The following is a 23,810-nucleotide window of genomic DNA, read 5'->3' on the forward strand; positions in this document are numbered from 1 at the left end:
CCGGGCCTACCTCTCCCGCGTTAGTGCAAGCGCCTTGCGAGCGGTGTCTTCGTCGCAGACCAGGGCGCTACCCATGCGGGAGCGCAGGGCCCCGGCAATAGCGGCGGCCTTGGACAAGCCGCCGGCGGCAAAGATGACACGAGGCACCTTGGCGAGGATGGCGAGGGGAAGAGCAACGGCCCGGCTGTTGATCTCGTGGTCGATCAGGGCGCCGTCCCGGTTGATGAACTGGCCCAGGATATCGCCGACCGCGCCGGCATCAAGGAGCGACTGCAGCTCCACGTCCTGGGGCAGGCCATAGCGCATCAGCAGTGAGCGATCCGACAGGTCCCCGATACTGACGAGGATGATGTCGTTCCGAGCGATGCGGTCAAAGGCGCTTTGAAACTCGCGTTGGTTGAGGATGGCGTCGCGCGACTGGGCACTGTCGGCATAAACCGGCGCGGCGAGATAAGCGCATTCGGCATTGAGCTGGCGGGCCAGATCGCTAGCGATATCGAAGGTGTTGATGGCCAGCCCGCGGGTGAGGCCGCCGATCACCGAGCTGACGCAAAGCTGGGGATATTTGGCGGCGGGCACGAAGCGCACCATCTCGCGCAAGGTCGCGCCCCAGGCGGTGCCGACGCCCGAGACCTCGTTGCTGCTGAGGAGCTGCATCAGATATTGCGCGGTGGCTTCCCCGATCAGCACCGGCACCATGTCGGGGTCCTTGGGGGTGGGCAGAATGATGGCCCGCTCCAGCCCGAACTCCGTCATCAGTTCCTGCTCGAGCTCGATGCAACTGGTCAGGCTGGTGTTGAGCGTGATGGTCACAAGCCCGGTGCGCCGCGCATCATTGATCAGCTTGTTGATGCGCGGGCGATTGGTCGAGAGCAGATCGGCTATCTCGGCCTGCGTGCGCCCTTCCTTGAAATAAAGCCAGGCGACGCGCACCAGGGTTTGGTCAAAAGGATGCTCGCCTGGCGTCAATTGCATGAAGATCTCTACCCGTCTGGCCGTAACACGGTCAGGCCCTTACCACAATTGCACAGTGGCCCGGCTCAGTTTCACTGTGCAAGCGCCTGCGGTCACTGCCATGCCCAACTATTGCGTGGCAATACGCTGGGTGGTTTCGGCGTTGAACTGGTGCAAGGCCGCGTGCTCTGCCCAAAGGGTGATGGTCTTGCCGTCCTTGATGCCGCTGGCATCGTCGAGGCTGGCGACCAGCGGATCGGCATAGCCGTCCATTCGTAGATGCACATGGAACTCGTTGCCCAGCGGCTCCACCAGTTCCACGACGCCGGTGAAGCTGATGGCGGGAGCGGTAGGCTGGACCAACGAAAGCGAGTCCGGACGAACGCCCACGATGTCGGCCGCAGGATCATAGATGGGATGACCGGCCGCAGCCGGTTCCAGCGCCTTGATCGGCAAAAGGTTCATCGGCGGGGAGCCGATAAAGCTCGCGACAAACAGGGTCGCGGGGGTCCGGTAGACCTCCATGGGCGTGCCGATCTGCTCGATCCGGCCGGCATTCATCACCACCAGCCGGTCGGCAAGGGTCATGGCCTCCATCTGGTCGTGGGTGACGTAAATGGAAGTCGTGCGCAGGCGGCGCTGCAGCTTGCGGATTTCCACCCGCATCTGCACGCGCAGTTTGGCGTCGAGGTTGGACAAGGGCTCGTCAAAGAGGAACGCGGCAGGGTTGCGGACAATGGCGCGCCCCATGGCCACGCGCTGGCGCTGCCCGCCCGAAAGCTGTCCAGGACGGCGATCGAGCAAGGGGCCGATCTCGAGAATGCGCGCGGCTTCTTCCACCCGGCTGGCAATATCGGCCTTGGAATAATGGCGATTGCGCAGGCCGTAGGAGAGGTTCTCGCGCACCGACATATGCGGGTACAGCGCGTAGTTCTGGAACACCATGGCGATGTCCCGATCGGCCGGTTCGACCGTGCTCACATCCTTGTCGCTGATGCGCAGAACGCCCGAACTGATCGATTCGAGCCCGGCCACCATGCGCAGCAGCGTCGATTTTCCACAACCCGAGGGCCCCACCAGGACGATCATCTCGCCATCCTCGATGCTGAGGCTAACCCCTTTTACCGCCTCAACATTTCCGTAGCGCTTGCGCAGGTTTTCAAGCTCGATGCTGGCCATATCCGGTCTCCTCCAATCACTGTCTTACATTTGTAACATGACGTTGACACTATTCAAGGGTCCCGCTAGCGTTGCTCATGCTCCGTTAGAGAGCGGACTGGCCGCCCAGTCTGGGCGAACCCCAATGAGGAGGGCTTAATGAAGATTTCCAAGTCCAGATTGCCTGGCTTTATCAACGCTGCTGCGGGCCTCGTGACCGCTTCGGTGTCGGTTCTGGCGCTGACCGCTCCCGCCATGGCGCAGGATCGCATCACCATAGAGTGGTGGCATGCACTGGGTGGGCGCCTGACGCCCATCGTCGACGAGCTCGTCACCAAGTTCAACGATTCCCAGGACGAGTTTCAGCTGGTTGCCACCAACAAGGGCAACTACGAAGAAGCCATGGCTGCCATGATCGCGGCTTATCGCGTCAAGCAGCACCCCGTGCTGTCGCAGACCTCAGAGCGCACCTTCCTGACCATGATCCATTCCGGCGCCACCAAGCCGGTGCCTGAGCTGATGGAAGAGCAGGGCTATGACATCGACTGGAGCAATTTCGTTGCCCCTGTCGCCGAATACTATTTCCAGGATGGCAAGCCGGCAGCGATGCCGTTCAACTCCTCCACCCCAGTGTTCTGGTACAATGCGGACCACTTCAAGGCCGCCGGCTTTGATGCACCGGGCGAAACCTGGCAGGAAGTCGAGCAGCAGCTTTATGCGATCAAGGAGCAGGGCATCAATGATTGCTCCATGGCCTTGGCGCGCGACTTTGTCTGGAGCCTGATCGAGAACTATTCGGCCATGCACGACCAGCAATATGGCACGCTTGCCAATGGCTTTGATGGGCTGGCAACCGAGTTCACCTTCAACAAGAGCCCACTGGTCGTCGGCCAGCTCGAGCGCCTGGACAAGTGGATGGATGACGGCGTCCTCCAGATCGCCGGCCAAGGCCTCAACCCCGAGGAGCTGTTTATTTCGGGCAAGTGCTCCACCATCACTGCCTCCACCGCCGCGCATGCCGGCGTGGAAGCGGGCGCGCAGTTCAACTGGGGTGCCACTTATCTCCCCCACGAAGAAGGTGTTGAGCCCAAGAACAGCACCATTGGCGGCGGCGCACTCTGGGTTTTGGCCAACAAGAGCGAAGAAGAATACAAGGGCGCTGCAGCGTTCCTGAACTTCGTGGCCTCTCCGGAAATCCAGACCTGGTGGGCTGGTGCGACCGGCTATGTGCCCGTGACCAACCAGGCCTATGACAAGTTCAAAGCCGAGGGTTATTACGACGAGCACCCGACCCGCGAGATCGCCATTCTCCAGCTCAACCGCGGCACCCCGACCGAAAACTCGCGCGGCTTCCGCTTTGGCAACCACAACCAGATCTTCGAGATCATGAACCAGGAAATCCAGGGCGTCTGGACGGGTCAGCAGACTCCCCAGGAAGCATTGGACAAGTCCGTTGCTCGCGGCAACGAGGTCCTGCGTCAGTTCGAGCAGCTCAATGCCAACAAGTGAAGACGTCATTCTAGCAGGGAGCGCCTCCGGGCGCTCCCCCAGCTTTGACCTGCGCGGCATGGCGGCAGGGCTCCTGCGTCCGTCCGATGCCGGGCTCAAAGCCAACCATTTCAAGCGGCCTGGCCTGGCTGCCGCGCTGCTGGCGCCGCAGCTGCTGATCCTGCTGTTTTTCTTCTTTATCCCGTCCTACAAGGCGCTCTCGCTGGCCTTTGTGCAGGTGGATCCGTTTGGCGGCAACACCATGTGGGTGGGCCTTTCCAACTTCACCCAGCTGTTTTCCAGCGCCGAATATCGCGCCAGCGCCTCCTTCACCGTGTTTTTCACCGTGGTGACGAGCGTCGCTACGCTCCTGCTTGCGGGCATCTTTGCTTTCGCCACCGATTTCGTGGTGCGCGGCAAGGGCATCTACAAGAGCATCATCCTTCTCCCCTATGCCATTGCCCCCGTGATCTCGGGCGTCCTTTGGGCTTTCCTGTTCAATCCGGCAGTTGGCCCCATCGCGCAGTTCCTCCACTCCCTCGGCATCCCGTGGGACCCCAATCGCCGTCCGGCCGATGCCCAGACGCTGCTGATCATCGCCGCGGTGTGGAAGCATATCTGCTACAACTACATCTTCCTGGCCGCCGCCTTGCTGGCCGTCCCTACCTCCCTGCTTGAAGCGGCCACGCTCGATGGCGCCAAGCCCCTGCGCCGGTTCTTTACCGTGTCGCTGCCGCTGGTGACGCCGACCATCTTCTTCCTGATCGTCATGAACTTCGTTTACGCGATGTTCGAGACCTTCGGCATTGTCGATGCGGTTACCAGAGGCGGTCCGGCAGCAGCCACCAATATCCTGGTCTACAAGGTCTACCAGGAAGGCTTTGTGCAGCTGAACCTGGGTTCATCGGCCGCCCAGTCGGTGGTGCTGATGATCGTGGCGATTGCCTTCACCGTCCTGCAGTTCCGCGCCCTTGAGCGCAAAGTCAATTACGGGGTCTGAGCATGATCCAGAACCGGACCCTCACCATTGTCTGCCATGGCATCCTGATCTTTGGTGCCTTGCTGGTCTGTCTGCCGCTTTACTTCGCCTTTGTGGCCAGCTCGCACACGCTTCAGGAAGTGCAGCAATCCCCTTTCCCGGTGCTACCGGGGCTGCACTTCTTTGACAATGTCGCCGAGGCCTGGAACGAAGGCAATTTCGGCCGGCTGTTCCTCAACTCGATCATCGTCACCTGCGGCATCGTCATCGGCAAGCTCGCCATCTCGCTGTTGGCGGCCTTTGCCATTGTCTACTTCCGCTTCCCCTTCCGGATGACGGCGTTCTGGCTGATCTTTGTGTCCCTGATGCTGCCCGTGGAAGTGCGAATTATCCCCACCTATGAGGCCGTTGCCGACGTGGCGGGGCCCCTGCGCTGGGTGGTGGATATTTCTGGCCTGTCCGGGTTGATCGCCTCCCTGACCGGCTACCGGGTGGAAACCGCGCTCAACTGGAGCCTCGTCAACACCTATCAGGGCCTGATCCTCCCCCTGATTGCCTCGGCTTCGGCGGTGTTCCTGTTCCGCCAGTTCTTCCTCACCGTGCCCGAGGAGCTCTGCGAAGCGGCGCGCCTCGACAAGGCGGGGCCCATGCGGTTCTTCTGGGATATCCTGCTGCCGCTCTCCAAGGCCAATATCGGCGCGCTGGCGATCATCCTCTTCATCTTCGGCTGGAACCAGTATCTCTGGCCCCTCCTCTTCACCACCGACAAGAGCATGGCCACCGCCGTGCTGGGCCTCAAGCAATTGGTGCCCGTTGCCGATGCGGAACCGGCCTGGAATCTGGCCATGGCCGCGGCGTTCTTCGTCATGCTGCCCCCAGCCGTCATCATCCTGGCGATGCAGGGCTTGTTCACCAAAGGACTTGTCGATTCCGGCAAGTAAGCTTCAACCAAGAGGGTATCTGAAGTGGTTCAAATCGTCGGTCACCGCGGCGGTCGCAACGTGTGGCCAGAAAACAGCCTGGGCGGCTTCGAGAAGGTGCGCGCGCTCGGCGTTGATGCCGTGGAGTTCGATATCCACCTGACCAAGGCGGGCGAGCTCCTGTGCATCCATGACGCCACGCTCGAGCGCACGACCCTGGGCACCGGTCTTGTGGCCGATCTGCCGGTGGATGGACGCAAGAACGTCATCTTGCGCGACAGCGACAACGAGCACATCCCGACTTTCCGCGACGTGCTCGAACTGTTCGCCGATAGCACGCTCGAACTCCATATCGAGCTCAAATCGGATCACGACCACAAGCCCTATCCGGGCATTGTGCCCGCCGTGCTCGCCGAGATGGAGCGCTTCAACTTCGGGGATCGGGCGGTGCTCACGAGCTTTGATCCCGATGTGCTGCGCGACATCCGTGCAGCGGTGCCCAATGGGCGGCGCCTCGCTTCGATTGACCGGCACTCGGCCGAGCGCCTCGGCGGGCTGCCGGCCGCGCTCACCATGCTCGGCGAACTCGTCGAGATCGTCGCGGTGGAACGCAGCGTCCTGCTCGAAAATCTTGATCTGGTGAAGTCCATCGTGCCGATGAACCGGTGGGCGGTATGGATGTGCAACGATGCGGAAAGTATCGAACACTGGCTGCAGCAGCCCGTGTTTTCCATCACCTCCGATGTTCCCGATCTCGCCGTTTCCGTAAAGGAAAAGCTTCGTGGCTGATTCAATACTCGATACGGATAGGGCCGCGGCCGACCCCATCATCTTGCACAACACCGACCTCGTGATCTTCGATTGCGATGGAGTGTTGATCGACAGCGAGATCATTGCCAGCCGCACCATGGCCGAAGCCCTTACCGATGCGGGCTTTCCCATGACGCAAACCGAAGCGCATGTGACTTTTACCGGCAATTCCGAGCGGGACACCAAGGCTTATCTGACTGAAAAGCTCGGCGTCACGGATCTCGACGCGCTGTTCACCGCCTGGGGCAAGCGCCTTTACAAGGGCTTTGAAGCCGTCGAAGAGATCGAGGGCATTGCCGATGTGGTGACACGCCTCAACCGCCCGATCTGCGTGGCCTCCAACAGCTCGCTCTACCGGCTGACTCGCAGCCTTGGGCGCGTCGGGCTCTGGAAGGCCTTTCATGGTCATGTGTTCAGCGCCGACCACGTTGCCCACCCCAAGCCAGCACCGGACCTGATGCTGCACTGCGCCGCTGAAATGGGGGCCGATCCGCGCCGCTGCATCATGGTGGATGACAGCCCCCACGGGGTCGAGGGCGCCCTTGCCGCCGGCATGATCGCCATCGGCTTTGTGGATCTGCGCGATCCCCGCGGCAAGCGGGCCGAAGTGCTGCTCGAAGCGGGGGCACATCTGGTCGCGAACGGCAGCGGCGAATTGCAGGCCTGCCTCGAGCAAGCAGATCTGCTGCTGGGCAACACTTCGGGCCGCCCTCAAAACGCTACCCTGGGCTCTGGCTCAGAGGCCCGCTAAACACGTCCCATATCCGGCCGCCCCTCGCGTGGCCGGGTATCCAGGCTCGAAATGCCCGAGCCCTACCAGTTGCTTTCCAGCGCTTCGCGAGCCTGATCGTCGCTCCAGCTGGCGGGCACCCAAACCCCGATCTGCTTGCCTTCGCGCTCGATATGAGCGTGCCGCATCGGCGTCGCGCCCGTAGCGCCAGGGCTTTCGTCATGCTCGTATTCGGCCAGCTCGTGGCTGAATTCCTTGCCGTGCCAGTCGCCGTGATGCAACCATCGGCCAGTGAATTTTTCTTGCGCAATGCTCATGGTAAACCTCGTTGTTACGGTAACAACGCCCAATCGGCTGATCCGGCTCCGCACAAAAGCTAGGGACACAGACCAGTTTGTGCCATTCCCGGCCTGCCCTCAGTGAAAGGCGCAAGATCGACAAGAAGAAGCCACGCACTCGATTGCCAAGCACGCGCCCGCAATAGTATGCCCGCAGGAACAAGCCAAAGCCGAGGTCACCAAATCTACCAGCACAAGAAAATTGGCCTGATCGGGGCGGGGGCAATCGGGCAGTCGCTGTTGCGTGCCATCGCCGCCATACCCGAGGTTGAACTGGCATTCATCTTGGTGCGGGATGCGGGCAAGCTGGAGGGCCTCGATGTGGACCCCAGCCTGGTTGTGACCGATCCCGCCGCGGCAATCGAGCGGGATGCCGACCTGGTGCTCGAGGCGGCAACGCCAGCCTTGGTTGCTGCGCTGGCGCCAGGCTGGCTCGAGCGAGCCGATTTTTGCGCCTTCAGCTGCTCGGCGCTGGCCGATGCCGAGACCGACCGGGCTGTCCGCGCTGCGGCGGCACAATCGGGGCGCCGGTTCTTTGTGCCCCATGGCGCGGTTCTGGGGCTCGACGGCATTGCCGATGGGCGCGACCTCATTGAACGCGTTACCATCACAACGACCAAGAGCGGCAAGAGCCTTGGGCTCGATCCGGAAACGGAGGGCCTGGTGTTCGAGGGATCTGTGCGCGAAGCCTGCCGGCTGTTTCCGCGCAACGTCAATGTTCACGCCGCAATTGCCCTGGCGGGGATCGGTTTTGACCAGACGACCAGCCGGATTATTGCGGAACCAGGCCTCGCCACCAATCAGCATCGCATCGAAGTCACGGGCGAGGGCTTCGACTGGGATCTTGGCGTATCCTCGCGCTCCTTGGGTGGGGTGACGGGATCCTACACGCCGCTCTCCGCTGTTGGCTCGCTTCGGCGTATCCTCGGGGGCACAGGCGTGGCCTTGGTCTAGTGGCTGGCGAGCAAGGACTAACTCGGATTTAACTGCCTCCCGAGCCCCTGGAGCTCAGTCTTCCCCTTCCAGGATGCCCCATCAAATGCCGTTCGGTTGAGAATAAAGGACGTTGAATGTCGATCCACAGCAAGTTCAGCAAACTAGGCACCCAGAATGCCCCCGGCCAGGAAACCCGGCAGGCAATTGCCGGCACCGAGAGCTTTCTGAGCGGCGAGAAGCTCGCGGGCACGCCCGTCGATTTTTCGCATGGCGATGTGGACGCCCATGAGCCCACGCCCGGTGCTCTCGATCTCTTCAACGCCGGCGTCGCCAAGGGCGGAGCGCAGGCCTATACGGAATATCGCGGCTCTGGCGAGATCCGTGACGCAGTGGCTGCCCGCCTCGCCGCCTTTACGGGCGCGCCGGTCGATGCCCGCGACGGCCTGATCATCACACCCGGCACTCAGGGCGCCCTGTTCCTCGCAGTGGCCGCAACCATGGTACGCGGCGACAAGGTCGCGATCGTCCAACCCGATTACTTTGCCAACCGTAAGCTCGTCGAATTCTTCGAAGGCGAAGTGTTACCGGTGCAGCTTGGCTATCGGCAAGCGCCAGCCGGACAGGCCGGACTGGATCTCGACCAGCTGGAAGCCGCCTTCCAGGCCGGCGCCAAGCTGTTTCTCTTTTCCAACCCCAACAACCCCACCGGTGTCGTTTATTCGAGCGACGAGATCGCCAGCATCGCCGCCCTCGCCACACGCTATGGCGCCAGCGTGATCGTGGATCAGCTTTATTCGCGGCTGCTTTATAAGGGCGTCGCCTATACCCATCTGCGCGCAGGCGCGGTCGACGCCGAGAACGTCGTCACCATCATGGGGCCATCCAAGACCGAATCCCTCAGCGGCTATCGCCTGGGCGTCGCCTTTGGCTCGAGCGAAATTATCGAGCGCATGGAAAAGCTCCAGGCCATCGTTTCACTGCGCGCCCCGGGCTACAACCAGGCTGTCCTGCGCAACTGGTTCAATGAACCAGCTGGTTGGATGGAGGACCGCATCGCCCAGCACCAGGCAATCCGCGACGATCTGGTGGAGCAGTTCCGCTCCATCGAGGGCTGCTTTGTCCGCACGCCCGAAGCGGGCAGTTACCTCTTCCCGCAATTGCCCGAACTGAGCATCGAGCCGGCGCAGTTCGTGACCGTGCTGCGCGTGCTGGCCGGTGTGACCGTGACACCCGGCACCGAGTTCAGCCCCCATTCGGGTGCCAGCATCCGGCTGAACTTCTCCCAGGATCATGCCGCGTCGGTCGCTGCCGTCCAGCGGCTTGCCACGCTGGTGGAGCGCCATCGGGGTTAGAGCGTAAACTCGCGTCAAGCTGGGCAAATAGTGGCGGGCTCGAGAGATTGGATTGACCGCGCCGATTGGGCCTGATGAAGTAAAACTTACAGGCAGCGGCGCAGCTTAGCTGCGCTCTGCCGCCCACACCGCAATAATAAGCTGCCCAATATGGGCGCGACCGGGAGACCACCAAGATGAAGCGAATTGTAACGGGACTGCTGCTGGCATCCACTTTCCTGGGCTCGTCGGGGCTGGCTTTCGCCCAGCAAACCACGCTGACCATCGAAAGCTGGCGCAACGACGATCTGCCCATCTGGAACGAGAAGATCATCCCAGCCTTTGAGTCCGCTCATCCCGAGATCAATGTCGAGTTCGCGCCGCTGGGCCCGACCGAATACAATTCGGCTGTTGGCGCCAAGCTCGAAGCAGGCACTGCCGGCGATCTCATCACCTGCCGCCCCTTCGATCTGGCGCTCGCCCAGTTCACCCAGGGCTATCTGGCCGCGCTTAATGACCTGCCCGGCATCGAGAATTTCTCCGATGTCGCCAAGTCTGCCTGGACCACCGATGATGGCGCCACGACCTTTTGCGTGCCCATGGCTTCGGTGATCCATGGCTTTATCTACAACAAGGACATCTTTGCCGAGCTGGGCCTTGAAGTGCCAGCGACGGAAGACGAGTTCTTTGCCGTGCTCGACGCCATCAAGGAAGATGGCACCTATACGCCCCTGGCCATGGGCACCAAGGACCAGTGGGAAGCGGCCACCATGGGCTACTACAACATCGCCCCCAATGCCTACAAAGGCGAGGAAGGCCGTCTCGCCCTGATCTCGGGCGAGCAGAAGCTGACCGACCCGCAATGGGTAGAGCCCTATACGACCCTGGCGCGCTGGAGTGCTTATCTGGGTGACGGCTTTGAAGCCCAGACCTATCCCGATAGCCAGAACCTGTTCACCCTCGGTCGCGCCGCCATCTTCCCAGCTGGCTCGTGGGAAATCTCGGTGTTCGAGCCGCAGGTCGACTTCGAGATGGGCGCCTTCAAGCCACCGGTGAAAGCCGCCGGCGACAAGTGCTATATTTCCGATCACAACGATATTGGTTTGGGGCTTAATGCAGCTTCCCCCAATGCGGAAGCTGCGCGCACCTTCCTGTCCTGGGTTGCTTCCACCGAATTCGCCGAAATCTACGCCAATGCTTCTCCGGGCTTTTTCAGCCTGAATTCGGCGGCAGTGCCGCTCGAGAACGAGTTGGCCCAGGAATTCGTCTCCTGGCGCGAGGATTGCGAGACCACCATTCGCCACCCAGCCGCCATTTTGGGCCGCGGCGAGCCCAATCTTGACATCGAGACCTGGCGTGAATCGGCCAATGTGATCAACGGCACCACCACTCCGGAAGATGCTGCCAAGATCACCCAGGATGGCCTCGCCTCCTGGTATGAGCCGCAGCAGTCCAACTAAGCGCCTATGACCATGGGGCTGCGAAGGCTTGATCCTTTGCAGCCCTTTTTGCTCGCCGCCCCCGGCCGCACTGGAACAGCATGACCGTCGACGCCCCCTCCCCACCCATTGCCGCCGCGTCCAAGCCACGGCGCTGGCACATCCTGGTGTTTCTGGCGCCAGCCCTGCTGGTTTACACGGTGGTGATGATCTATCCGCTGCTCGAGACCCTGCGCCTGTCCCTGTTTGTCGCCGGGCCCGAGGGGCAGCGTTACGTAGGACTCGACAATTTTGCCCGCCTGCTGGGTGATCCGCGGCTGGCCGCGAGCTTCTGGAACGCGCTTTCCAACAACTTCATCTTTTTTGCCATCCATATGCTGGTCCAGAACCCCATCGGCATCCTGCTGGCGGCGCTGCTATCCATGCCCGGCCTGAGGCTGCGTGGCTTTTACCGCACTGCCATTTTCGTGCCGACCATCCTGTCCTTCGTGATCATCGGCTTTATCTGGAAGCTGATCCTGTCCCCGCTGTGGGGCGTTTCGCCCTATCTGCTCGATCTGGTCGGGCTCAAGCATCTGTTCGCCCCCTGGCTCGGGCAGGCACAATCGGCTCTCATCACCGTGTCGCTGATCTCGGTCTGGCAATATGTCGGCATTCCCATGATGCTGATCTATGCCGCGCTGCTGTCGATCCCGGACGATGTGATCGAGGCGGCAGAGATCGATGGCGTCACCGGCTTTTCGCAGTTCTTCAAAATCCAGCTGCCGCTGATCCTGCCGACCATCGGCATCATCTCGATCCTGACCTTCGTCGGCAATTTCAATGCGTTCGACCTGATCTATGCGGTCCAGGGCGCCATTGCCGGGCCGGATGGATCGACCGACATCCTGGGCACGCTGCTCTATCGCACCTTCTTTGGCTTCCAGACCCAGCTGGGCGACCGGCATCTTGGCGCCACCATCGCAACGCTGATGTTCTTCATCATCCTGGCCGGCGTTGCCGTTTATCTCTTCGGCATCCAGCGCCGCATGCGGCGGTACCAGTTCTGATGGCCCAGACCCGCACGTCCCTCCGCAGCCAGATCGCGGCGCATGCCATCCTCGTCACCTATACGGTGATCGCGCTGTTCCCCGTCTTCCTGATCATCGTCAACTCGTTCAAGTCCAAGCGCGCGATCTTCAACTCGCCCCTCGAAGTGCCGACGCCCGAAACCTTCACCCTGATTGGCTACGAGACCGCGCTTGGACAGGGCAATTTCCTGCTCTACTTCTCCAACAGCTTGCTGGTGACGGTCGCGTCGCTGTTTTTCGTGCTGCTGTTCGGCGCCATGGCCGCTTTTGCGCTGTCCGAATACCGCTTCCGTGGCAACACGCTGATGGGGCTATACCTAGCGCTCGGCATCATGATCCCGATCCGGCTGGGCACCGTCGCCATCCTGCAGCTGATGGTGGCGGGCGGGCTGGTCAACACGCACTGGGCGCTGATCCTCGTTTACACCGCCCAGGGGCTGCCGCTCGCGATCTTCATCCTCTCCGAATTCATGCGGCAGGTGTCCGACGACCTCAAGAATGCCGGCCGCATCGACGGGCTTTCGGAATACAAGATCTTCTTTCGCCTGGTGCTGCCACTGGTGCGCCCGGCCATGGCGACCGTCGCCGTCTTCACCATGATCCCAATCTGGAACGATCTGTGGTTCCCGCTGATCCTGGCCCCGGGCGAGGCGACCAAGACCATCACCTTGGGCTCGCAGATCTTTATCGGGCAATATGTCACCAACTGGAATGCGGTGCTGGCGGCGCTGTCGCTGGCGATCCTGCCGGTTCTGGTTCTTTATCTCATCTTCTCGCGCCAGCTGATCCGCGGGATTACCTCGGGTGCTGTGAAATGACCGATCAACCTGTTCGCGTGCTTGTTGCCGGCTTAGGAACCATGGGGCGCAGCCATGCGCTGGCCTATCACAATGAACCCGGTTTCGAGATCGTCGGCGTGGTGACCCGCAGCGGCAAGGTGCCCGAAGAGCTCAAGGCCTATCCGCATTTTGCCGATTTCTACGAGGCGCTGGCGGCGACCAAGCCGGAGCTCGCTTCCATCAACACCTATACCGACACCCACGCCCCCTATGCCATTGCGGCGATGGAAGCAGGCGCCCATGTGTTTCTGGAAAAGCCGATCGCCGCCACGGTGGAAGACGCCCGGCGCGTGGTGGAAACGGCGAGGAAACACCAGCGCAAGCTCGTTATCGGCTATATCCTGCGCCACCATCCGTCCTGGATCGACTTCATCGCCAAGGCGCGCGAACTGGGCCCGCCATATGTGTTCCGCCTCAACCTCAACCAGCAATCGGCCGGCTCGTTCTGGAAGGTGCACAAGACCTTGATGGAGTCCACTTCGCCTATCGTCGACTGCGGCGTGCATTATGTCGACGTCATGTGCCAGATCACCGATGCCAAGCCCGTGCAGGTGCGCGGATTGGGCGTGCGGCTGACCGACGAGATCGCGCCCGAGCAGTTCAACTACGGGCATCTGCAGGTCGCGTTCGATGACGGCTCGGTTGGCTGGTACGAAGCGGGCTGGGGCCCGATGATCAGCGAAACGGCGTTTTTCGTCAAAGACGTGATTTCGGCCAAGGGGGCGGTGTCGATCGTCATGGACGAAGGCGCACGTTCCTCAGACCATTCGACCCACACCAAGACGGCACGCATCCGCACCCACCATGCTGAACTGCAGGCCGATGGCAGCTTTGCGCGGGCCGATGAATGGCTGTCCACCGAGGATGAGCCCGGCCACGATGAGCTGTGCGCACGCGAGCAGCGCTTCATGCTGCGGGCCATCCGCGAGGACATCGATCTGTCCAAGCACAATGAAGACGCGGTGCGCTCGCTCGAGATCGTCCTGGCCGCCGACCAGAGCGCGCGCGAAATGCGCGCCATCGACCTTTAGGACCAGACATGGCTGACATTGCTACCCGCCTGCGCCTCAATGCCGTAACCAAGAACTTTGGCTCGACCGAGGTTATCCGCGGCGTCGACCTCGAAGTGGGCGACGGGGAATTCGTGGTTTTTGTCGGCCCCTCCGGCTGCGGCAAGTCCACCCTTCTGCGCATGATCGCCGGGCTCGAGGACGCCAGTTCGGGCAGCATCGAAATCGACGGCAAAGTGGTCAACAACCTGCCGCCGGCCAAGCGCGGCATCGCCATGGTGTTCCAGACCTATGCGCTTTATCCCCACCTGACGGTGCGCAACAACATGGCGCTGGCGATGAAGCAGGCGGGCGAGCCGGCCGCCGACATCGAAGCACGGGTGGCGGAAGCCAGCCGCATGCTGTCGCTCGAGCCCTATCTCGAGCGGCGGCCCGCCGAGCTTTCGGGTGGCCAGCGCCAGCGTGTCGCCATCGGCCGCGCGCTGACGCGCAAGCCCAAGCTCTTTTTATTCGACGAGCCCCTCTCCAATCTTGATGCCGCGCTGCGGGTCAATACGCGGCTTGAGATCGCCCGGCTGCATCGGCAGCTCAAGGCGACGATGATCTATGTCACCCATGACCAGGTCGAAGCGATGACGCTGGCCGACCGGATCGTCGTGCTCAACGCCGGCAGGATCGAGCAGGTCGGCTCCCCCATGGAGCTTTACAACAAGCCCGCCAGCACCTTTGTCGCCGGCTTTATCGGTTCGCCGCAGATGAACTTCATTCCGGCTGAAAAGCTGGGTGTTGCCGACGCTGCCACCATCGGTATCCGGCCCGAGCACCTGACGGTCAGCACCACCGAGGGGCAGCTTGCAACCCGCGTGATGCATGTGGAGCATCTGGGCGCCGACACCAATCTTTACCTTGAAAGCGAGGCGGCGGGACTGATCACCGTCCGCTTGTTTGGCGAACAAGCCTTCACGCCCGAAACGACGGTATTTGTTACCCCCAACCCGCTTTACCTGCACCGCTTCGATGCACAAGGCCGGGCCGTAGCCTGACCGTCAGGACATTTGCCGTTTCAACACCGCTCCCGCCCGCCTCGACACAGCCGGCACCGACATGATTATCGTGATCACGATCACGAGGCAAAGGACGGCACTGATGGGGCGGGTGAAAAATGGCGAGGGATCGCCATTGGTCAATTGCAGGCCGCGGCGCAAATTGAGGTCGAGCAAGTCACCCAAGATGATGCCGAGCACCAGCGGGGCCATGGGGTATTTCATCTCTCGCAAAACGAACCCGACAATGCCAAAGCACAGCATCACATAGACGTCGAACATGCGTTGCGTGATGGCGAACGAGCCAACCACGCAGAGAACATAGATCACCGCCATCAGCCGTTCCCGCGGCACCATCAGGACCTTGATGAACAGCTTGGTGAGCGATAGCCCGAAGATGAAATTGGCCAAGGTGGCCAATAGCAGCATGGCGACCACCTGGTAAAGGAAGGCCGGGTTCTCCACCATCAGCATCGGGCCGGGTCTGATGTCGTGGATATACATGGCCGCGATCAGCACCGCTGCCGCGGCAGAGCCGGGCAATGCCAGGGTCAGGGTCGGGATCATGGCAGCCGAAACGACGGCATTGTCCCCGGTTTCGGCGGCGATCAGGCCTTCTTGGCTGCCTTTGCCGAATTCCTCGGGATGCTTGGAGGCGCGCTTGGCGGCGGCGTAGGACGTCCAGGAGCCAACGTCTTCACCGACGCCCGGGATGATGCCGACAAAGGTGCCGATCAAGCCCGAGCGAATGATCGTGCGCCAATAGCGAAAGACTTCCCCGAGGGTAGGAACGACCCGGTCATTGACCGCGGCAATCTGGGCCACCGCGCGCCGCTTCATCGCGGAAAGAATTTCGGCAAAGCCGAAGGCACCGACCATGGCGGGGATAAGGTCGATGCCGCCGCCAAGCGCCTGGATGCCGAAGGTGAAGCGCTGATGGGCATGCAGGGTTTCCATTCCGATCATGGCAATGAGCAAGCCCAATATGCCGGCGATATAGCCCTTGAGCGGCGTGTCGCTACCCGACATTTGGCCCGAGATCACCACCCCGAACAGCGCCAGCCAGAAATACTCATAGGAGCCAAACTTCAGCGCGGCCTCGGACAGAAGCGGGGCGATGATGGCGAGAAAGAAGATTCCGACCAAGGTGCCCAGTGTCGAGGAGGTTGTCGCGAGCCCCATCGCCAGCCCCGCCTTCCCTTGCAGAGCCAATGGGTGACCATCCAGCGCTGCGGCAGCATTGGCGGGCGTCCCCGGAATATTGAGCAGGATGGCGGTGCGGCTGCCGCCATAGATGGCACCCAGATAAACGCACATCAGCGTCAGGATCGCCTGATCGGGTGCCATTTTGTAGGTGAGCGTGACAAGGAGGGCAACGCCCATGGTGGCGGTCAGACCCGGCAGGATGCCAATCACGAGGCCGAGGAGCGTAGCCCACACGACATTGAACAAGGACTGGGGATTGAGGAAGTGACCAATCCCCTGCCCCAGCAGCAGCAATCCATCGAACATGAACAAATCCTAGGGCAAGCGCACCAGAAAAACGCGGGCAAAGACGAGGTAGATTCCGGTGCCGCCCGCAACCCCGATGCCGAGCGCCCAGACCGCACTTTGCAGCAGGGGCATTGGCGCATCGGTCAGAACGACCTCGAACAGCACGATAAAGCTGAAGATGAAGAGCATGGACGCCGCCCAGAACGGCAACCAACCCACGAGGATAAGGGTGTAAAACAGGGCGAGGGCCATCACCGCGAGTACGCGCCGCGCTTCGGGGGTCACCAGTAGTGCCGCAAGTCCCTGCCACGCACCAGGCGCCTTGATGCGCCAGGAGCGCACCGCGAGCAGAGCGCTACACAGTGTCAGCAAGACGCCCAAGACAAGGGGAACCAGCCCCGGGATTGTCGCAGGATTGATCCGGCGCGCTTCGAGCCGCGGCATGGTCCAAGATAGGTAGATCACGGCCAACCCCAGTGCGAGCAGCACCAGGGCCGTCAGGAGATCGGCGCGAGAGCGAATTGCTTCGTCCCCGGGGGTGTTCGTAGTGTCCATCGCGGTACTCTTGAGACGGCCTGACGAAGAGGGAGGAGGTGGCGGGCTCCCACCCGCCACGATGCTCTAGGGCGTGCCAACTTCGGCGCGGGTTGCGCAATCAATGCCGATGGTCGAAGGATCGTTGACGGCCTCCCCCCGGTCCACTGAAGAACAAGCCTCAAGAATAACAACAGGCATGGCCAGTTCACGCGCCTTGGGGCCGTAAGAAGGGGCGAACACGGCGCCGAAGGTTTCGGCATAGGACTTCAGTTCGGGCGAAGTCATTACCTTATCCTCCCAAATCCGGTCCAGCGTCGCCAGCACTTCGGGTGGCGAATCGGCAGGAAGGAAAATGCCGAAGTAATCGGGTGCCAGTTCCATTTCCGGCAGCCAGTTGGTGATCGGCGGAATGGGCTCAACACCCTCCAGCACCAGCGGCTGGTCGGACAACACGGCCAGAGCCTTGAGACGACCGCCTCGGATCAACTCGGTCTGCTCCACGGCCAATTGCGTGGTCACCATGGCTTCGCCCGATGCTGTCGCAATGGCGGCGGGGCCACCGCCATCATAGGTGATCATGTTGTATTCAAAGTCGGCAGCGTCGCTGAGCGCGGCAACAGCAGTACCCCCCGACGAGGTTATGCCGGCAGTGGCAACCGTAATCTCCTGGCCCCGGGTCTTAAGCGCTTCGAGCAACTGGCCGAAATCGGTGAATTCGCTATCAGCGGGAACGCTGACCACCGGCACATTGGCGACGGAAAGGTAGATATGCCAGTCGTCGATGTCGGTATCTTCGAGCAGTCCCGAAACCGAGTAGGTCGCGTTGTTGGCAATCGCGTTTGCCGTCCAGGTATAGCCATCATGGGGGGCGTTCAGCACCTCTTGGGTACCAATCGCACCAGAAGCGCCCGGCTGATTGACGACCACAACTTCAACGCCCAGGGCCTCAGCCAAGATGGGAGCTGTGACCCGGGTAACCTGATCAGTGGAGCCGCCAGCCCCCCAAGGCACGATCAGATTGATTGGACGATCGGGCTTCCACTCCTGCGCGGCCGTCAAGGACGTGCCCAGCATCAGCGCTGACGCGCCGCTCGCCAAGACAAACAGCATTCGTCTGTTCATCGAATTTCCTCCCAAGGTGCACGTGATCCGGATATTTCCGTGATCACCCCGCCAGATTGCTGTTCCTCCGCAGCCTCTGTCAACCACTAAGTAACCGCCTGGTTACAGAGTGAAGGCTTCTAGACCGACGTCTGCCCATCCCGGCAAGCGGACCGTCAAGCGCGACCAAAGAATTGGGCGACACGCTCGATTATGCGATCGGCCAGATCCTGTTTGGTTCCGGCGCCAAGATCGGTGACCCCGTCGGCGGCAACAAGATGAATGTGATTTAGCTCGCCGCCAAACACACCAGCGGCGGATGACACGTCATTGGCGAGGATCCAGTCGGCGCCCTTGGAGCGCAGTTTGGCCTGGGCATTGCTGATAAGGTCATCGGTTTCAGCGGCGAACCCAACGACTAATTGTGGCCTCTGATGATGGTGGCCGATGGTCGCGAGGATGTCAGGGTTGCGCACGAGCTGAATAGAGAGTTGTTCGTCGTCGCCGCCCTGCTTCTTGAGCTTGCTGGAAGCAATTGTTGCCGCCCGCCAGTCGGCCACCGCGGCGACAAAGACTGCGCCGTCTACCGGCAGAGCGCCGGTGGCGGCCTCCAGCATTTCCGCTGCCGTCTTGACGTTGATAACCGTTACACCTTTGGGGTCCTGCATGGTGGTTGGGCCGGAAACCAGCATGACGCCAGCGCCTTCGCGCGCCAGGGCGGCCGCGATGGCATGGCCCTGCTTACCCGAGGACCGGTTGGAGATGAAGCGCACAGGATCGATCGGTTCTTCGGTCGGGCCCGAGGTCACGAGAAAGGAAAGTCCGGCGAGCCTTTGCTGTTTTGGCGTGAGGGCTTGTCGGGCAGCCTCGAGTATTTTGATTGGTTCTGCCATTCGGCCAAGCCCGGCTTCCCCAGACTCCGCCATTTCCCCGCTCGCCGGTCCAACAAACAACACGCCGTCGGCCTTGAGTGTCGCGACATTGCGCCGGGTGGCGGGGTTGTCCCACATCTTTGGGTTCATGGCTGGGGCAACGAGGACCGGACTGTCGCGCGCCAACAAAATTGCCGTTGCAAGGTCGTTGGCGAGGCCAAGCGCCATCCGGGCCATGAAATCGGCGGTGGCGGGCGCGACCACAATGAGATCGGCCTCGCGTGCAATTCGGATATGGCCGACATCGGCTCCGGCGACCGGCTCGAAGAGGTCGGAAGCAACCGGCTGGCCGCTTACCGCCGCAAGGGTAGTCGGGGAGATGAAGTTGTGCGCGCCCTCCGTCATCACACAGCGCACCTTGGCGCCCTGTTCTCTCAGTCGGCGCACAAGATCGGGTGCCTTGTAGGCGGCAATGCCGCCCGAAACGATAACCAGGATCTGCTTGTCGCTCATACTCATGGTTGCTCCTGTCGCAGCCCGGCGATCTCAAAGCCCCGGGACCTTTGGTCGGCTCGCAACAAGCGGCCAGCTTCGAGATCGATGTCGAAAACGCGCACCTGACTGCGGCCAAGCAAGCTCAGGAGGTCTGCGGTGGTTTGGGGGTCAGGATGGGCGAGGCCGGCCACGCCCGAACTTGGGTGCTCGCCCCCACCGCCGCGCACCGGATAGGCCCAGTCGCTGACGGCGATATATGCGGCCTGTTCGAAGGCGCGCGCAATCATGGCATGTCTCCAGCGCGCCCGGGCCATGTGGGGAGTGCTTTTTCGGCTAACGGAGAGGGCTGGAACAAAGATGATTTCCGGCGGGATCTCAAGATGGCGGTAAGTCTCGACATGAAAGAAATCGGCACAAACCAGGACGAAACACTGCACCCCACCAATGTTGAAGCTGGCTCCCGCGCGTTCCCCCGCTTGGGAGATGTTCCGTTCCCGGCCGTAGGGATTAGCCTTCTGGTACCGTGCAATAACGGCGCCGCCGGGGTCGACAACAATGCCTTGGTTTACGGGGAGAGCGCCGAGGTTGTCGAACTGGCTGCCACCAACAACATGGCAGCCGAACTCTCGCGCCAGCTCGGCAACGGCCGTGTGGTAGTCCGCCGGTGAGTAGCCCTCCCCAACCAGCTCGGGCAAGAGAATGACGTCATCCTGATCACCCTTGAAAGCGCGTCTTTCAATGGTCTTTGCGATCCTGCCGATATCCTCTCCATCGAGCATTCGGACCTTGGGCTGTGTCAACACGACCTTCAACGGCGCGCTCCAATACGGTTCCAAAGGCACATGGCCGGTGCAAGCAAGAAAATCAACCGCTGCCCAGCGATCGACAAAGGCCAAGATAACAGCGGCGACAGACGCGGCTGCACCATCCGCTGCCTTGATAGGGATTTTCAGGGTCAGCGTTGAACGTGCCCTTTCCCCACAGCTTGCACAAGTGCCTCCAGCAGGCAGGCTGTGCCTTGCTGCACCAAGATGGAGCGCTCACATCGCCGGAGCGTGAACCGGGTTTTTGCCTGAACATACGGCAACTTGCTGCCGCTTTGAGCAGAATAATCGCTGTGCTGTTTGCTGTTGTGCGAGCCACACAATGAATGTTGACACGTGCTTTGAAAGCCGCCTAGCTTGAAAATACTTTACAAGAAAGTACTGGCCCCACCCGGGGCCCGCACAACAAGAACGCGGGGGTAGCGAATTCATGCGGGTCGGCATAATCGGTCTCGGATTTCGTTTGGGCTATCTAGCGCGGGTGTTTTCCGCAGCCCGGGACGACTTCGAGATTGTGGGCTATGTGGATCCCGCTCCCGCCGGCCTGTCCTATGCGCAGGAACACGGTGTTTCCGTCGGTTATGCCTTCCAAAGCCTTAAGGCGCTGATCGAAGAGGGCCAGCTCGATCTCCTGATGGTCGGTTCACCCAATCACCTGCATCTCGAGCACATCCGCATCGGGCTTGAGCGCGGCATGAAGATTTTTGCCGAAAAGCCCGTCGTCACCTCGGTCGATGACACCATGGCGCTGGCCGAACTGCTCGGGCAATACGGCTCGGATCGGGTTATGGTCGGCCTCGTGCTGCGCTATGCGCCGCTATACCAGGATTTGCGCCAGGCGCAGGCGGAAGGCCAGTTGGGCGATATCGCCGCCATCGAGGCTTCCGAGACCATCCCGCCCTATCATGGCGCTTTTTTCATGCGTGATTGGCGCCGTTATGAGCGCTATGCCGGCAGCTTCATGCTCGAAAAATGCTGCCACGACCTTGATCTTTATAATGGGGTAATGGGATGCCGGCCGCTGCATGTGGCGAGCTTCGGCGGTCGCCGCAGCTTCACGCCAGACAATTCACCACAGGGCGCCGGCGCCAACGATCTTGAAGTTTATCATCGCAAGCCCTCGGGCTGGGAAGGCTCCGACAAGGTCTTTGATAGCGATGGCGACATCATCGATTTCCAGACTGCGATCGTGCAGTACGAAACTGGCGCTGCGCTCACCTTCCACACCAATCTCAACGTGCCCGACGATTACCGGCGCTTTGCGGTGATTGGCGCCAGGGGCATGGCCGAAGGCGACTTCGTGCGCAATTACTTCAAGGTCACCGATAGTCGCACCTCTGAGCGGCTCGAAGACAAGAACTACAAGGCAAGCGACCTCTCGGTACATTACGGCGCCGATGAGCAGATGGCCGAGGACATTTTGCGGCACCTAACCGAGGGGGCGCCCCTGCCGGTGTCGGTCACCGACGCGCTTGAGGCAGGCTTGCTGGCGCTGGCCATGGACCAAGCGATGAAAACGCGATCGGTGGTCGACATGACCCCGATCTGGCAGCGCTTCGACACTGCACTCGGCCGAAGCCAGTAAGGGAAACCGCCGATGACCAGCACCAGAAGCGCAACAGTTTTCGCTCTCGCCCTGCTGGCTCCGGCCCTGATCTACATCCTGACCATTGTCGCCTATCCGCTGGTCGACACCGTCATTCTCTCCTTCACCAATGCCGCCCTGCGCCCCGGCTATGATTTCGTGGGCTGGGCCAATTACCAGCGCATCTTTGGCGCCGGCAATTTCACCGAAATCATCATCCGCACCATCATCTGGACCTTCTTTTCGGTCTCCATAAAGATGATCATCGGCATGTGCGGGGCCGTGCTGCTCAATGCGGCTGTCCCCGGCCAGACGCTGTTTCGCATCCTCACCATGCCGCCCTGGATCGTGCCCATCGCGATCGGCATCTTCATGTGGGGCTGGATGTATAATGGCCAATTCGGGATGATCTCGGGCCTGCTGCAGAATTTCGGTCTGATCAACGGTCCCGTCGCCTGGCTCGCCTATGGCCACACCGCCTTTTGGGCCACCATCGTCACCGATGTGTGGATCGGCGTGCCCATGGTCACGATCTATTTCCTCGCGGCCATGCAGTCGATCCCCAAGGATCTCTACGAGGCCGCCTGGACCGATGGTGCCGGGCGCTTTTATCGCTGGCGCCGCATCACCCTGCCGCTGATGGTGCCGGCTATCGTCACCATGAGCCTGCTCTCGCTTATCGCCACATTCAATTCGTTCGACATCATCTGGATCCTGACCCAAGGGGGCCCCTCGGGCTCCACCACGACGATGATTATCGACACCTACAAGACCGCTATGGGCAGCCGCAAATATGGCGAAGGCGCTGCGCGGGCCGTGGTGATCTGCATCTTCGTGTCGATATTCTGCCTCGTTTATTTCCGCGCCGTGCGCCGCCTCGGGCAAGGAGAAGCCAAATGACCGATGTGCCCCATTCCCAGGAAGTTGCGGCCCTCGATGAGGCGGCCCTGGCCTTGCGCCCTGGGCGCAAGGCCAGGGCACGCTCCACAAGGGCGATGATCGACCGCTACCAGTGGTACGAAGTGGTCGCGATCTATTCGGGGATCGCGCTATTCCTGTTCTTCGTGCTCGCGCCCTTTGTCGAGGGCTTCATGGTCTCGCTGAAGCCGCTCGCCCAGTTGTTCTCGACGCCCTACAGCTTCATTCCGAAAAACGGCTCCTTCAGCGCCTATTTCGATATGTGGTCCAGCGTCCCCATGCTGGGTCTGCACATCTTCAACTCGTTTTTCATCTCCAGCGTAGTGACCCTGATGGTCCTCGTCGTGGTGGTGCCGGCGGCCTATGCCTTCGCGCGCTTCAGATTTGCCGGCGCCGGCATGTTGCTGGGTATGTTCCTGGCCGTGAACATGTTTTCGGGCGCTGTGCTCTTGATCCCGCTGTTTCGCCTGATGCGGGCCATGGGGCTGCTCAACAGCTATTTAGCCATGATCGTGCCGGGCGCGGCGTTCCTGATCCCCTCGTCTATCTGGCTGTTGCGCACCTATATGCTGCGCATTCCGCGCGAACTGGACGAGGCCGCCTGGGTCGATGGCGCCTCACGCCTTTATACCCTGCGCCGGGTGATCCTGCCCCTGGCCATGCCCGGCATCGTGGTCGTCGCCATCATGACCTTTATCGGGGCGTATGCGCAGCAATTCATCTTTGCGCTGACCTTTAATTCCAAGACCGAGTTCATGCCGCTGCCGATCGGGCTTTATGCCTTTTTCGGCAAGCAGGAGGTGCTCTGGAACGAGCTGATGGCGGCCTCCTTCGTGGGCATCCTGCCCGTCATGATCGTGATCGTTTTTCTGCAACGCTATCTCGTGGCCGGCCTCACCGCCGGGGCGATCAAGCAATAAAGCAACCAAGGGTTTCGGA

At 61.3% G+C, this 23,810-nt stretch carries 23 protein-coding genes; 15 read left to right on the forward strand and 8 right to left on the reverse strand.

Features of this window, described 5'->3' with window-relative positions; all coding sequences use genetic code 11:
• Positions 1-6: 6 nt before the first annotated feature.
• Both ELX51_RS14765 and ugpC read right to left on the reverse strand, forming a co-directional pair.
• Complete coding sequence (locus tag ELX51_RS14765) at positions 7-975, reverse strand: sugar-binding transcriptional regulator (RefSeq protein ID WP_127754240.1); 969 nt, start codon at positions 973-975, stop codon at positions 7-9.
• A gap of 108 nt (positions 976-1,083) precedes the next feature.
• Positions 1,084-2,133, reverse strand: coding sequence for a sn-glycerol-3-phosphate ABC transporter ATP-binding protein UgpC (gene ugpC / locus ELX51_RS14770; protein WP_127754241.1), 1,050 nt, complete (start codon positions 2,131-2,133; stop codon positions 1,084-1,086).
• Between the two features lie 234 nt (positions 2,134-2,367).
• Here ugpC and ELX51_RS14775 point away from each other — a divergent pair, with 234 nt between their 5' ends.
• The 5 genes from ELX51_RS14775 to ELX51_RS14795 are packed head-to-tail and all read left to right on the forward strand — an operon-like array spanning position 2,368 to position 7,060.
• Positions 2,368-3,621: an extracellular solute-binding protein gene (locus ELX51_RS14775; RefSeq protein WP_248305358.1), complete on the forward strand. Its 1,254-nt coding sequence runs from the start codon at positions 2,368-2,370 to the stop codon at positions 3,619-3,621.
• 58 nt (positions 3,622-3,679) lie between these two features.
• Positions 3,680-4,600 carry an ABC transporter permease subunit gene (locus ELX51_RS14780; RefSeq protein WP_127755309.1) on the forward strand — a complete coding sequence of 307 codons (921 nt, stop codon included), beginning with the start codon at positions 3,680-3,682 and terminating at the stop codon, positions 4,598-4,600.
• 2 nt (positions 4,601-4,602) lie between these two features.
• Positions 4,603-5,520 carry an ABC transporter permease subunit gene (locus ELX51_RS14785; protein WP_127754243.1) on the forward strand — a complete coding sequence of 306 codons (918 nt, stop codon included), beginning with the start codon at positions 4,603-4,605 and terminating at the stop codon, positions 5,518-5,520.
• Between the two features lie 24 nt (positions 5,521-5,544).
• The gene (locus ELX51_RS14790; RefSeq protein WP_127754244.1) at positions 5,545-6,288 is read left to right on the forward strand and encodes a glycerophosphodiester phosphodiesterase family protein; all 744 of its coding nucleotides are present in this window, start codon (positions 5,545-5,547) and stop codon (positions 6,286-6,288) included.
• Positions 6,281-7,060, forward strand: coding sequence for an HAD family hydrolase (locus ELX51_RS14795; protein WP_248305135.1), 780 nt, complete (start codon positions 6,281-6,283; stop codon positions 7,058-7,060). The genes ELX51_RS14790 and ELX51_RS14795 overlap by 8 nt, the downstream gene beginning before the upstream one ends.
• A 62-nt stretch (positions 7,061-7,122) precedes the next feature.
• Here the strand turns inward: ELX51_RS14795 and ELX51_RS14800 are convergent, their stop codons facing one another.
• Positions 7,123-7,356 (reverse strand): hypothetical protein, encoded by a 234-nt coding sequence (locus ELX51_RS14800; protein WP_127754245.1) that lies wholly within the window; start codon positions 7,354-7,356, stop codon positions 7,123-7,125.
• Positions 7,357-7,524: 168 nt separating this feature from the next.
• Between ELX51_RS14800 and ELX51_RS14805 the strand changes: the two genes are divergently transcribed.
• The 7 genes from ELX51_RS14805 (at position 7,525) to ELX51_RS14835 (ending at position 15,045) form a co-directional block, all read left to right on the forward strand.
• On the forward strand, positions 7,525-8,331 hold the full coding sequence (locus ELX51_RS14805) for an aspartate dehydrogenase domain-containing protein (protein WP_127754246.1): 807 nt from the start codon (positions 7,525-7,527) through the stop codon (positions 8,329-8,331).
• Positions 8,332-8,447: 116 nt separating this feature from the next.
• Entirely contained in the window at positions 8,448-9,665 is a 1,218-nt protein-coding gene (locus tag ELX51_RS14810; protein WP_127754247.1) for a pyridoxal phosphate-dependent aminotransferase, read from the forward strand.
• A gap of 176 nt (positions 9,666-9,841) precedes the next feature.
• Positions 9,842-11,104 carry an ABC transporter substrate-binding protein gene (locus ELX51_RS14815; protein ID WP_127754248.1) on the forward strand — a complete coding sequence of 421 codons (1,263 nt, stop codon included), beginning with the start codon at positions 9,842-9,844 and terminating at the stop codon, positions 11,102-11,104.
• Between the two features lie 80 nt (positions 11,105-11,184).
• Entirely contained in the window at positions 11,185-12,132 is a 948-nt protein-coding gene (locus ELX51_RS14820; RefSeq protein WP_127754249.1) for a sugar ABC transporter permease, read from the forward strand.
• Positions 12,132-12,971: a carbohydrate ABC transporter permease gene (locus ELX51_RS14825; RefSeq protein ID WP_127754250.1), complete on the forward strand. Its 840-nt coding sequence runs from the start codon at positions 12,132-12,134 to the stop codon at positions 12,969-12,971. The genes ELX51_RS14820 and ELX51_RS14825 overlap by 1 nt, the downstream gene beginning before the upstream one ends.
• Positions 12,968-14,023, forward strand: a complete 1,056-nt coding sequence (locus tag ELX51_RS14830) for a Gfo/Idh/MocA family oxidoreductase (protein ID WP_127754251.1) — start codon at positions 12,968-12,970, stop codon at positions 14,021-14,023. Before ELX51_RS14825 ends, ELX51_RS14830 begins: the two co-directional genes overlap by 4 nt.
• Before the next feature lie 8 nt (positions 14,024-14,031).
• The gene (locus tag ELX51_RS14835) at positions 14,032-15,045 is read left to right on the forward strand and encodes an ATP-binding cassette domain-containing protein (RefSeq protein WP_127754252.1); all 1,014 of its coding nucleotides are present in this window, start codon (positions 14,032-14,034) and stop codon (positions 15,043-15,045) included.
• 3 nt (positions 15,046-15,048) lie between these two features.
• Here ELX51_RS14835 and ELX51_RS14840 read toward each other — a convergent pair whose 3' ends face one another.
• From ELX51_RS14840 to ELX51_RS14860, 5 genes are all read right to left on the reverse strand, one after another.
• On the reverse strand, positions 15,049-16,557 hold the full coding sequence (locus ELX51_RS14840; protein ID WP_127754253.1) for a tripartite tricarboxylate transporter permease: 1,509 nt from the start codon (positions 16,555-16,557) through the stop codon (positions 15,049-15,051).
• Between the two features lie 9 nt (positions 16,558-16,566).
• Complete coding sequence (locus tag ELX51_RS14845; protein ID WP_127754254.1) at positions 16,567-17,094, reverse strand: tripartite tricarboxylate transporter TctB family protein; 528 nt, start codon at positions 17,092-17,094, stop codon at positions 16,567-16,569.
• A 66-nt stretch (positions 17,095-17,160) separates the two neighbouring features.
• Complete coding sequence (locus ELX51_RS14850; protein ID WP_248305136.1) at positions 17,161-18,198, reverse strand: tripartite tricarboxylate transporter substrate binding protein; 1,038 nt, start codon at positions 18,196-18,198, stop codon at positions 17,161-17,163.
• 155 nt (positions 18,199-18,353) lie between these two features.
• Entirely contained in the window at positions 18,354-19,568 is a 1,215-nt protein-coding gene (gene coaBC, locus ELX51_RS14855) for a bifunctional phosphopantothenoylcysteine decarboxylase/phosphopantothenate--cysteine ligase CoaBC (RefSeq protein ID WP_127754255.1), read from the reverse strand.
• Positions 19,565-20,440, reverse strand: coding sequence for a carbon-nitrogen hydrolase family protein (locus ELX51_RS14860; protein ID WP_127754256.1), 876 nt, complete (start codon positions 20,438-20,440; stop codon positions 19,565-19,567). The genes coaBC and ELX51_RS14860 overlap by 4 nt, the downstream gene beginning before the upstream one ends.
• A 358-nt stretch (positions 20,441-20,798) precedes the next feature.
• On the opposite strand from ELX51_RS14860, the gene ELX51_RS14865 reads away from it, so the two are divergent.
• The 3 genes from ELX51_RS14865 (at position 20,799) to ELX51_RS14875 (ending at position 23,791) form a co-directional block, all read left to right on the forward strand.
• Positions 20,799-21,953 (forward strand): Gfo/Idh/MocA family oxidoreductase, encoded by a 1,155-nt coding sequence (locus ELX51_RS14865; protein WP_127754257.1) that lies wholly within the window; start codon positions 20,799-20,801, stop codon positions 21,951-21,953.
• 12 nt (positions 21,954-21,965) lie between these two features.
• A complete protein-coding gene (locus ELX51_RS14870; RefSeq protein ID WP_127754258.1) occupies positions 21,966-22,853 on the forward strand; it encodes a sugar ABC transporter permease in 888 nt (295 codons plus the stop codon).
• Positions 22,854-22,948: 95 nt separating this feature from the next.
• Positions 22,949-23,791: a carbohydrate ABC transporter permease gene (locus ELX51_RS14875; protein ID WP_127755312.1), complete on the forward strand. Its 843-nt coding sequence runs from the start codon at positions 22,949-22,951 to the stop codon at positions 23,789-23,791.
• The last annotated feature ends 19 nt before the right edge of the window (positions 23,792-23,810 follow it).

This window comes from Devosia sp. 1566 (assembly GCF_004005995.1).
GTDB lineage: Bacteria > Pseudomonadota > Alphaproteobacteria > Rhizobiales > Devosiaceae > Devosia.

Excerpts from the sequence above, each read along its gene's own strand:
- ELX51_RS14845 (WP_127754254.1), bottom strand. The coding sequence starts at position 17,094 with ATGGACACTACGAACACCCCCGGGGACGAAGCAATTCGCTCTCGCGCC.
- ELX51_RS14765 (WP_127754240.1), bottom strand. The coding sequence starts at position 975 with ATGCAATTGACGCCAGGCGAGCATCCTTTTGACCAAACCCTGGTGCGC.
- ELX51_RS14825 (WP_127754250.1), top strand. The coding sequence starts at position 12,132 with ATGGCCCAGACCCGCACGTCCCTCCGCAGCCAGATCGCGGCGCATGCC.
- coaBC (WP_127754255.1), bottom strand. The coding sequence starts at position 19,568 with ATGAGTATGAGCGACAAGCAGATCCTGGTTATCGTTTCGGGCGGCATT.
- ELX51_RS14865 (WP_127754257.1), top strand. The coding sequence starts at position 20,799 with ATGCGGGTCGGCATAATCGGTCTCGGATTTCGTTTGGGCTATCTAGCG.
- ELX51_RS14840 (WP_127754253.1), bottom strand. The coding sequence starts at position 16,557 with ATGTTCGATGGATTGCTGCTGCTGGGGCAGGGGATTGGTCACTTCCTC.
- ugpC (WP_127754241.1), bottom strand. The coding sequence starts at position 2,133 with ATGGCCAGCATCGAGCTTGAAAACCTGCGCAAGCGCTACGGAAATGTT.
- ELX51_RS14875 (WP_127755312.1), top strand. The coding sequence starts at position 22,949 with ATGATCGACCGCTACCAGTGGTACGAAGTGGTCGCGATCTATTCGGGG.
- ELX51_RS14850 (WP_248305136.1), bottom strand. The coding sequence starts at position 18,198 with ATGAACAGACGAATGCTGTTTGTCTTGGCGAGCGGCGCGTCAGCGCTG.
- ELX51_RS14785 (WP_127754243.1), top strand. The coding sequence starts at position 4,603 with ATGATCCAGAACCGGACCCTCACCATTGTCTGCCATGGCATCCTGATC.
- ELX51_RS14775 (WP_248305358.1), top strand. The coding sequence starts at position 2,368 with ATGGCGCAGGATCGCATCACCATAGAGTGGTGGCATGCACTGGGTGGG.
- ELX51_RS14815 (WP_127754248.1), top strand. The coding sequence starts at position 9,842 with ATGAAGCGAATTGTAACGGGACTGCTGCTGGCATCCACTTTCCTGGGC.
- ELX51_RS14800 (WP_127754245.1), bottom strand. The coding sequence starts at position 7,356 with ATGAGCATTGCGCAAGAAAAATTCACTGGCCGATGGTTGCATCACGGC.
- ELX51_RS14820 (WP_127754249.1), top strand. The coding sequence starts at position 11,185 with ATGACCGTCGACGCCCCCTCCCCACCCATTGCCGCCGCGTCCAAGCCA.
- ELX51_RS14805 (WP_127754246.1), top strand. The coding sequence starts at position 7,525 with ATGCCCGCAGGAACAAGCCAAAGCCGAGGTCACCAAATCTACCAGCAC.
- ELX51_RS14835 (WP_127754252.1), top strand. The coding sequence starts at position 14,032 with ATGGCTGACATTGCTACCCGCCTGCGCCTCAATGCCGTAACCAAGAAC.
- ELX51_RS14780 (WP_127755309.1), top strand. The coding sequence starts at position 3,680 with ATGGCGGCAGGGCTCCTGCGTCCGTCCGATGCCGGGCTCAAAGCCAAC.
- ELX51_RS14810 (WP_127754247.1), top strand. The coding sequence starts at position 8,448 with ATGTCGATCCACAGCAAGTTCAGCAAACTAGGCACCCAGAATGCCCCC.
- ELX51_RS14830 (WP_127754251.1), top strand. The coding sequence starts at position 12,968 with ATGACCGATCAACCTGTTCGCGTGCTTGTTGCCGGCTTAGGAACCATG.
- ELX51_RS14870 (WP_127754258.1), top strand. The coding sequence starts at position 21,966 with ATGACCAGCACCAGAAGCGCAACAGTTTTCGCTCTCGCCCTGCTGGCT.